The 9392-nt window shown below is 73.8% G+C and carries 8 protein-coding genes; 4 read left to right on the plus strand and 4 right to left on the minus strand.

The features are described 5' to 3' along the window. Positions 1-10 precede the first annotated feature (10 nt). A complete protein-coding gene (locus AB0J24_RS20070) occupies positions 11-1177 on the plus strand; it encodes a thiolase family protein (RefSeq protein WP_358683456.1) in 1167 nt (388 codons plus the stop codon). A gap of 234 nt (positions 1178-1411) precedes the next feature. Then, complete coding sequence (locus AB0J24_RS20075) at positions 1412-2719, plus strand: trypsin-like peptidase domain-containing protein (RefSeq protein ID WP_358683458.1); 1308 nt, start codon at positions 1412-1414, stop codon at positions 2717-2719. Between the two features lie 124 nt (positions 2720-2843). Here the strand turns inward: AB0J24_RS20075 and AB0J24_RS20080 are convergent, their stop codons facing one another. From AB0J24_RS20080 to AB0J24_RS20095, 4 genes are read right to left on the minus strand one after another with little or no spacing between them, the layout of a single operon-like run. Beyond that, the gene (locus tag AB0J24_RS20080) at positions 2844-3551 is read right to left on the minus strand and encodes a VTT domain-containing protein (protein ID WP_358683460.1); all 708 of its coding nucleotides are present in this window, start codon (positions 3549-3551) and stop codon (positions 2844-2846) included. Then, positions 3548-4348 (minus strand): MBL fold metallo-hydrolase, encoded by an 801-nt coding sequence (locus AB0J24_RS20085; RefSeq protein ID WP_358683462.1) that lies wholly within the window; start codon positions 4346-4348, stop codon positions 3548-3550. The genes AB0J24_RS20080 and AB0J24_RS20085 overlap by 4 nt, the downstream gene beginning before the upstream one ends. 35 nt (positions 4349-4383) lie before the next feature. Beyond that, positions 4384-4794 (minus strand): TIGR03618 family F420-dependent PPOX class oxidoreductase, encoded by a 411-nt coding sequence (locus AB0J24_RS20090; RefSeq protein ID WP_358683464.1) that lies wholly within the window; start codon positions 4792-4794, stop codon positions 4384-4386. Between the two features lie 55 nt (positions 4795-4849). After that, positions 4850-5287 (minus strand): VOC family protein, encoded by a 438-nt coding sequence (locus AB0J24_RS20095; protein WP_358683466.1) that lies wholly within the window; start codon positions 5285-5287, stop codon positions 4850-4852. A gap of 152 nt (positions 5288-5439) precedes the next feature. On the opposite strand from AB0J24_RS20095, the gene AB0J24_RS20100 reads away from it, so the two are divergent. After that, entirely contained in the window at positions 5440-6945 is a 1506-nt protein-coding gene (locus tag AB0J24_RS20100) for an MFS transporter (RefSeq protein ID WP_358683468.1), read from the plus strand. A 416-nt stretch (positions 6946-7361) separates the two neighbouring features. Beyond that, positions 7362-9317, plus strand: a complete 1956-nt coding sequence (locus AB0J24_RS20105; RefSeq protein ID WP_358683470.1) for a 3-oxoacyl-[acyl-carrier-protein] synthase III C-terminal domain-containing protein — start codon at positions 7362-7364, stop codon at positions 9315-9317. Positions 9318-9392 lie beyond the last annotated feature (75 nt).

A 9392-nucleotide genomic window follows, 5' to 3' on the forward strand; every position in this document is an offset into this window, starting at 1 on the left:
AGGAGGACCCATGCCCGAGGCCGTCGTCTGCGAGGCCGTCCGCACGCCGATCGGGAAACGGAAGGGCGCGCTGGCCGAGGTCCATCCGGTCGACCTGTCCGCCGCGGTGCTCTCCGCACTGGCCGAGCGGACCGGGATCGACCCCGGCGTCGTGGACGACGTGGTGTGGGGGTGCGTGAACCAGGTCGGCGACCAGTCGGCGCAGATCGGCCGCTACGCGCTGCTCGCCGCGGGCTGGCCGGAGACGGTGCCCGGCGTCACGATCAACCGCGCCTGCGGGTCGAGCCAGTCGGCGTTCGACTTCGCGGCCGGGATGGTGCTGGCCGGGCAGTACGACGTCGTCGTCGCCGGGGGTGTCGAGTCGATGACCCGGGTGCCACTGGGCTCCGGACGGGAGCTGGGACGCCCGTACGGCCCGCTGGTGCGGGAGCGCTACCGGGCCGACCTGACCTCCGGCGAGTTCCCGAACGCCGACTTCAACCAGGGAGTCGGTGCGGAGCGCATCGCCCGGGACTGGTCGCTGTCGCGCACCCGGCTCGACGAGTACGCCGCCCGCTCGCACGAGCTCGCCGCCGCCGCGACCGACTCCGGGGCGTTCGACGCCCAGCTGGTCCCGGTCCCCGGGGCGCCCGGGTTCGACGCCGACGAGGGTCTCCGCCGCGGCACGACCGTGGACACCCTCGCCGGGCTGACCCCCTCGTTCGCGGCGGACGGCGTGATCCACGCCGGGAACAGCTCGCAGATCTCCGACGGTGCGTCGGCCGTCCTGGTCACCACCCCGCAGCGTGCCCGCGAGCTGGGGTTCACCCCGATCGTGCGGTACCACTCCGGCGCGGTGTCCGGCGCCGACCCGCTGCGGATGCTCACCGGGCCCCTCCCGGCGACCCACAAGGTGCTGGGCCGGGCCGGGCTCTCGATCGCCGACATCGGCGCGTTCGAGGTGAACGAGGCCTTCGCCCCGGTCCCGCTGGCCTGGCAGGCCGAGTTCGGCGCCGATCCCGACCGGCTCAACCCGTTGGGCGGGGCGATCGCCGTCGGGCACCCGCTGGGGGCTTCCGGGACGGTCCTGCTCACCCGGCTCGTGCACCACATGCGCGACCGCGGGATCCGGTACGGGCTGCAGACGATGTGCGAGGGCGGCGGGACGGCGAACGCCACGATCGTCGAACTCGTGTAGCGCCCCAGGGCACCCGCACCCCGAACCCCGCAGCGATTCCCAGCACGATCACAGGATCGTCTCAGGGTCGACCCGCACAGTACTGGCATGACCGAGCACGGGCCGGGTCCGGGAGGCGTCCCCGGCGCAAGCAGCTCCGTGGGCGGAGCACCGGGGCCCACCGGGCCCGAGGGACGTTCCGGCGACGCGCGAACCGGCCACGCCGACGACACCCGCGCAGAGGAGGCACCCGAGATGAGCGACACCGAGCAGCGGCGTCCGTCCCCCGGGTGGGCGGCGGCCGGGCCCCGGCCGGGCGTTCCCACGCACGGCGCGGGAGGCCCGCCCACCTCGGTGTACCCGCCGTTCCCGCCGCAGAGCACCCCCCGGGCCCAGCCACCCACGAAGCGGTTCGGCGCGAGCGTCGTCGCACTCGCCCTCGCGGCGGGCCTGGTCGGTGGCGGCGTCGGTTTCGGTGGCGCCTACGCCGTGTTCGGGTCGTCCGGCTCCGGACCGGAGACCCTGGCCAGCGCCCCCGCCCCGGGCACCCCGGCCCAGCCGGCGGACGGCTCGATCGCCGGCGCCGCCGCCGCGATCCGGCCGAGCACCGTCGACATCCAGGTCCGCACCCCGCAGGGCGTCTCCGAGGGCTCCGGCGTGATCCTCACCGCCGACGGCGAGGTGCTCACCAACAACCACGTCGTGTCCGGCGCCGCCCGGGGCGGCCAGATCACGGTGACCCTCGCCGACGGCGCCCGCCACGAGGCGACGGTCGTCGGGACCTCCCCCAGCTACGATCTCGCGGTCATCCGGCTGCAGGGAGCCTCCGGGCTGACCGCCGCCACCCTCGGCGAGTCCGCGGGCGTCCAGGTCGGGGAACAGGTCGTCGCGACCGGCTCGCCGCAGGGCCTGTCCGGCACGGTCACCGCGGGCATCATCAGTGCCCTGAACCGGACCGTCGCCGCGGGCGGCGACGGTGCGGCCCCGGTCGTCTACAACGGCCTGCAGACCGACGCCCCGATCAACCAGGGCAATTCCGGCGGCCCGCTGGTGAACCTCGCCGGGCAGGTCGTCGGGATCAACTCGGCGATCGCCACCACCGGGCAGGGCCAGGGCTCGATCGGGCTGGGCTTCGCCATCCCGGTGGACACCGCGAAGCGGGTCGCCCAGGAGCTCATGTCCGACGGCGTCGCCACCAAGCCGCAGCTCGGCGTGCGCGGATCGGTGACGGCGGTGCGGGGCGCCGCGACCGGCGGGGCCGAGATCGCGGGCGTCGAACCCGGATCGGCCGCCGAGCAGGCCGGCCTGCGCCCGGGTGACGTCGTCACCGAGGTCGACGAGTACCGGGTGTCGAGCTTCGCCGACCTCATCGCCCGGATCGGCAACTTCACCCCAGGCCAGCAGGTGACGCTGACCGTCGGCGCCGGCGACGACGCCCGGCAGGTTCCCGTCACCCTCGGCAGCGTCGAGGACACCGCCGCGGCGAACGCGCGGAACGGGTCCAGCAATGCCCCGGGCGGCGAGCTGCCCTTCGGGTTCAACCCCTTCGGCGACGGCAACTGACACCACCCGCTCCGGCCGGGCGCGGCATCCCTCCCGTCGCGTCCGGCCGGTCCTCCTACGGCCCGGCCCCCCGCGTCGGGCCGGCCGCCGGCACGCGCCCCGCCCCGTGCCCCGGCCGGGTGGCTCACCCCGGTGCGGCCGCCGGCTCCCCCGACTCACGGGCGCGCCGCTCGCGGCGCCGGGCCCGCAACCGCCCCACGAGCGCCGAGACGGCCCCGACCACGACCACCAGTCCCACCGCCATCCCCGCGGCCACCACCGGTGAATCGGTGAGGTTGCCGCTCAGCACGCCCAGTACGCCGTAGAGCAGGGTCCACAGCACGGCGCCGCCGGCGACCGCGGGCAGCAGCCTCGCCCAGGCCATCCCGGAGGCAGCGGCCGCGATCAGGGTCGGCACGCGCCCGGCGGGGGCGACCCGGCCGACCAGCACCAGCAGCCAGCCGCGTTCGGCGAACGCGTACCGCATCCGCGCCACCCGCGCCCCGGTGCGCTCCCCGCCGAACCGGCCACCCGCGACCGCACCGAGCACCGACGCACTGCCCCGGCGGGCGACCGCGAAGGTCACCACGTCCCCGGCCAGCGCGGCGACGAACGCCAGACCGAGCACCAGCGGCAGGGACAGCGTGTCGGTGGTCATCGCCGTCGCCGCGGCCGCGCCGACGATCGCGCCGGTCGGCACGATCGGCAGGATCGAACCGACGAGCACCCCGCCGCCGACGACGAGATAGGCGACCCGGCCGGCGTCCGGCGTCAGCTCGGCGTCGATCCACTCCTCGGCCGGGAGCGGGGCGGCGGCGAGCACGGCCGTCAGCCCGGCCGACAGCGCGCTCACACCGTGGCCCCGATGCGAGCGCCGGGTTCGATCACCAGTGGGCGGGTCGGCAGCCCGGCCTCGGTGACGGCGGCGGCGAACTCGTGCGGCGGGTGCACCAGCAGCTCCCGCATCCGGGCACCGGCCCGGCCGGGGACCGAGCAGAGGCCGGCGACGGCGAGCGTGCCCCAGTGCACCGGCAGGGTCACCTTCGGTGCGAGCCTGCGGACCGCCTCGGCGGCGCCCACCGGGTCGAGGTGCCCGGGCCCGAGGCTCGGCCCCCAGCCCCACACCGGCAGCGCCGCGAGATCGATCGGCCCCTGCGCGGCGACGTCGTCCAGACCGGGGAACAGCCCCGTGTCACCGGCCGCGTAGACGCGCAGCCCGTCGGCCTCCAGCAGGTGGCCCATCGCCTCGGCCTGCGGGCCGTGCGTGAGCCGCGGCCCCCAGCGGTGCCCGGAGTGCTCGGCCGGGGTGCCGGTGACGCGCAACCCGCCGAACGTCCTGGTCCCGCCGACGGCGAGCTCGGAGACCCGCGGCACGCCGCGCCGGCGTACCCACCCGGCCGCGCCGGCCGGAACGACGACCTCGGTGTCGCGGGGCAGCAGCCGCAGCGACCGCAGGTGCAGGTGGTCGGCGTGCAGGTGCGAGATGAGGACCAGGTCGACCTCGGCGAGCGCCCCGGGGGGCACGGCAGGCACCATCCGGCGCAACGGCCCGACCGCCCGGGTCAGCAACGGATCGGTCAGGACCGTGCGCCCGCCCATCCGCAGAAGCAGCGTGCTGTGGCCGAGGAAGGTCGTCTCCGGCAGGTCCACGACTCCGAGTATCCCCCGTCCGCGGGCGCGCGGGGTCAGGCGTTGCCGAGAACCCGGTCGACGACGATCTCCAGCACGACCCGTTCCGGGTTCGGCCGGGGCTGCTTGTACTGGGCCGCGTAGCGGCGCTCGGCGTCCCGCACGATCTCCGGTTCGTCCCGGACGACGGCGACCCCCTCCAGCGTCGACCAGGTGCGGCCCTCGACGAGGCAGACGGCGACCCTGGCACCACCGGGCCCGGCGGCGGCCACATTGCGCGCCTTCTGCGACCCGCCGCGGCAGATCACCCTGGCGATCCGCTCGTCGAGGTCGACGGTCACACCGACCGGCGCCGCGTGCGGGGTGCCGTCGCGGCGCGTGGTCACGAGGACGCACGGGCGGCGCTCCGACCACAGCTGCACGAACTCCTCGGAGACTCCGTCGGCGAGGGAGCGCCGTCGGTTCACGGTCGCCGTCCTCGTCGAGCGGGCGTCGCTCCGCCCACCGGGTCGCGCCGGGGACTCACCGGGGGTCTGCCGCGCGGTCCGTGGCCCCTGCCCGGTCGCCGCGGACGTCGCGGCGGATCGGGTGCTCCGGTGGCACCTGCACGAACACGAGCCGGGTGCCGTCCGGGTCGGCGACCCACATCTCGTGCAGGCCCCACGGCTCCAGCTCCGGTCCGCGCAGCACCCGGGCGCCTGCGGCGACCAGCTCGGCGTGCGTGGCGTCGAGGTCGCGGACCTGCAACCACAGCCGCAGCCCACCGGTGTCGGTCCCCGGCGCGGCGTCCGGCGCCTCCGAGGGCGACGCCGACACCTCCAGGAACCCGCTGCCGAGGAAGAAGACCGTGCCCCCGGGGAACTCCCGGGAGATCGCCAGCCCGAGGGTGTCGCGGTAGAAGGCGACCGCGGTCGCGGGATCGGCGGGACGCAGGATGGCGCGGCTGGCGAGGATCTCCACGAGGCCGCACCGTAGCGGCCCGGTACACGACCGTGACACCGGTGAGACGCTCGTGAGATCGGTGGCATTGCAAAGTTCCCGGTTGCCGCGGGACGTGACGGCGTGCTCATCTGATCGGGCACCACCACTTCTCTCTCGCCCACGGAGGTCGCGTGTTCCGGGCCCGAACCCGCCCAGCGCAGGACCCGGCCACGTCGGGCAGCCCACCGGGCGCCCGCCCGACGGTCGCGATCGTCGTACTCGCCGCCGGTGGCGTACTGGTGTCGCTGCTGCAGACGGTGGTCGTCCCGCTGCTCCCCCGGTTCCCGGAGCTGCTGTCAGTCAGCCCGTCGACGGCGTCCTGGCTGATCACCGCGAACCTGGTGGCGGGCGCGGTGTCGGCGCCCGTGCTCGGGCGCCTCGGTGACATGTTCGGCAAACGCCGGATGCTGCTGGTCGCGCTCGGCCTGGTCGGGGTCGGGTCGCTGCTCGGTGCGCTCGCCCCGGGCATCGGGCTGCTGCTCGTCGGCCGGGTGTTGCAGGGCGCGGCGTTCGGCGTGATCGCGCTGGGGATGAGCCTGATGCGCGACATCCTGCCCCCGGAACGGGTCGGCTTCGGCGTCGGCCTGATGTCGTCCTCGCTCGGTTTCGGCGGCGCGATCGGACTGCCGATCACCGGTGTGGTCGCCCAGTTCACCGACTGGCGGTGGCTGTTCGCCGGGGCGGCGGCCCTCGCGCTCCTGCAGATCGTGCTGGTCCTGCGCCTGGTCGCCGAGTCCGGGCAGCGGCCCGGGGGGCGGTTCGACGCCGTCGGCGCGATCGGGATCGGCGCGGTGCTGGTCGCCGTTCTGCTCGCCGTCTCGAAGGGCAACGAGTGGGGTTGGACGTCGCCGCAGGTGATCGGCCTGACGCTCGCGGCGCTGCTGCTGGCACCCGTCATCGGCTGGTACGAGCTGCGATCACCCGCGCCGCTGATCGATCTGCGGGTGTCCGCGCGGCCCGCGGTGCTGCTGACCAACACCGCGACGGTGCTGGTCGGCTTCTCCATGTTCGCCGGTTTCGTGCTGATCACGCAGTTGCTGCAGGCACCGCTGGACACCGGTTACGGCTTCGGCCAGTCACTGGTCGTCGCCGGCCTGGTGCTGCTGCCGATGGGCGGTTCGATGGTGCTGTTCTCCTCGGCGTCGGCCCGGCTGTCGCGCCGCCGCGGACCGCGCACCACGCTGGTGCTCGGCACGCTCCTGCTCGGTGCCGGGAACCTGGCCTTCGCGACCCTGCCCGGCACGGTCTGGCTGCTCGTACTGGTCTCGATCGTCACCGCGATCGGCGCCTCGCTCGCCTACTCCAGCATCCCGTTGTTGATCATGCGTGCGGTGCCGGAGTCGGAGACGGCCGCGGCGAACAGCCTCAACACGCTGGCCCGGCAGCTGGGGACCAGCGCATGCACCGCGTTCGTGACCGCGGTGACGACGGCGTTCGTGCTCGACGACGGGATCCTGCCCGCCGGCATCGCCTACACGATCGCGTTCGCCGGCGCGGGAGCCGCCGGGCTGGTGGCGACGCTGCTGGTCGCACTGACCCCGGCACCCGCCCCGCAACCCGCGCAGGGCACCGGGGACGGCACCGCCGGGGGTCCCGCCCGGCCGACGACCGGGGAACCGGCGGCCTGCCGACACTGACCCCGGGAAGACCGCCGACGGGCGAACGACCACGCCGGAGGCCTTCTCGTCAGGGTCCCGCACCGTGGCGATGCACACTTCCGCCCACCCGGGCGCATAGCGCGGATGCATGTGCGGCGCGGGCCCGGCGCCCCCGCATCGCCGTCCACTCTGGACACCGACCCGTCGTCGACCTGCCGTTTCACCGGAAATGCATACAGAACTTGCCGGTAGAACTACTCGGTAACATTCTCTCCGGTAACCGTCGGAGTTGACCGATTTTCCGTGAGCGCGCACACTCCAGGGCTTGGATCACATTCCGATCGTGACCGTCCGCCGATACCGTTGCACGCACCGCATCCGAACTCCTCGCCCGGCTCGAGCACGCGTCCGGCCTGGCGATTCCCGTCAGGCCTGCGATGCCCTGGAGGTCGCCCATGAAGCCGTTCGTGGTCAACAACCACGACCGTCTGGTCTTTCCCGCCAATTTCCTCGCCGAGCTCGATTTCTCGGTCATCGATGATCTCGACCAATTCACGGCAATCGTCGGCCGTGATTTCGAGGCCAAGGCCCCCACCGGGACCGAGATCCTCGAGCGCATCACCTCCGGCGCGTACGAGAGCCGCTTCGGCCTGCTGCGGGACATGAGCCAGAACCTCTTCTGGGTCAACCGGTTCTCGATGACGATGTTCGAGAAGCGGCCGACCCGGTGGCGGGACCTGCCGCGGCACCGTCCCGACGTGTTCCTGCCGGTGCTCACCCCGTGGGAGGACGGCGACAAGAAGGTGCGCGCCGTCCGCGAGGCGTTCGACGTCCTGCCTCCGACCTGGGACGACGCGACCGAGCGGAAGATCTTCGACCTGCTGTTCGACGTCTTCGGGCACCGGCGCCACCACGCGACCGAACTGCCCGCGGTGAAGCCCACGGTCGAGCAGTTCCTCGCCACCCCGGGTGCGATGACCTTCGTCGTCCCGCGGCACGACCCGGACTACCCGGTCTTCTCGTTCAACCGGATCCTCAACGCGCACGCCGAGGTCCCCGAGCTCGAGGCGCTGACCCGCTGGGCGATGGTGCTGCACAACCAGTACCCCTGGGACCGGGCCGCCACCGAGCTGCGCACGGCCGAGGAGATCGGCGACGACGACCACGTCGTCGCGTTCCACCCGCGCAACCGCGACGTCGAGGCGTTCCTGGACCGCGCGACCGGTGCCCGCCCGCCCCGCCGCGGCCGGCTCGCCACCCGGTCCGAGCCGGTGGCCCCGGAGTCCCCGCTGCCCCCGGTCCGGGTCCGCGAGGCGTTCGCCGTGCAGCCCAAGCTCGAGGCGCTCGCCGTCGTCCGTGGTGAGCACGTGTGCTCCAACTCCGACGTCGTGCGGAACACCGCGTTCTCCTGGTCCCCGATGAGTGCCGAGGAGATCTCCGCCAAGACCGGCATCGACCAGCGCCGCTACACCGAGCTGGACATCGAGGACCTGGCCTGGTCGGCCGCCGTCCGGGCGCTGGAGCACTCCGGGCGCCGCCGGGAGGAGATCGGCGCGGTCCTCGTCGCGACCTGCACCAGCGGACGGCTGATCCCGTCGCTGTCGACCTGGCTGTCCGGCGAGCTGGGCCTGTTCCAGACGCACTGCTCGGCCGACATCATCGCCGCCTGTGCCGGTCTGCCCTACGGCCTGGCCGAGGCCGTACGACAGCTGCAGGAGGTCCGGCGCCCGGTGCTGCTGGTCTGCGTGGAGAAGTTCTCCGACAAGATCGGCAACGTCCGGACCTCCCGGATGATCTTCGGTGACGGTGCGGCGGCGATGGTCGTCGCACCGGCCCCCGACGGGGAGCCGGGCGACGTCGACCTGCTGCAGACCTACGCATCCGGCCCGGCCTCCGAGGTCAACTCGATCATCTGGCCGAACCCGGAGTTCGACAACGACATCACCGTCTACGGCCCCGAGGTCAAGGCGCTGGTCTCCCGCTACCTGGCCCAGATGATCTCCGAGCTGACCGAACAGCCCGGGCCGGACGGTGCCGCGGGCGGCTCGATGCTCGACGCGATCGACCTGATCGTCCCGCACCAGGCCAACAAGACGATGATCCTGCAGCTCGCGGCCAAGGCAGGCCTGTCGGCCGAGCAGCTGTACTTCAACATCGAGTCGATGGGCAACGTGTCGGCGGCGTCCATCCCGATCGCGATGTTCGACGCCGTCGCCGACGGCGCCGTGACCGGCCGTACCCGGATCTTCGCTCCGGGGTTCGGGGCCGGGGCGGTCGGCGGCTACGCGGTGCTGGAGGTCGACCCGGCCGTGATGGCGCCCGAGGTGTTCCTCGACCCGGCCGGTGCAGCGGGGCAGGCTTCCGCGACGGCTCCGACGTCCGACGACGTTCGCATCGCGTTCGGCGAGTGACGAGGATAGGTCCCGACCGGTAGGACGGTGCGGGCGATCCTCGCCCCGTCCCACCGACCCGCCGTCACCGCCGCC

The organism is Pseudonocardia sp. NPDC049635 (genome assembly GCF_040659795.1).
Lineage (GTDB): Bacteria > Actinomycetota > Actinomycetes > Mycobacteriales > Pseudonocardiaceae > Pseudonocardia.

Excerpts from the sequence above, each read along its gene's own strand:
- AB0J24_RS20075 (WP_358683458.1), top strand. The coding sequence starts at position 1,412 with ATGAGCGACACCGAGCAGCGGCGTCCGTCCCCCGGGTGGGCGGCGGCC.
- AB0J24_RS20070 (WP_358683456.1), top strand. The coding sequence starts at position 11 with ATGCCCGAGGCCGTCGTCTGCGAGGCCGTCCGCACGCCGATCGGGAAA.
- AB0J24_RS20105 (WP_358683470.1), top strand. The coding sequence starts at position 7,362 with ATGAAGCCGTTCGTGGTCAACAACCACGACCGTCTGGTCTTTCCCGCC.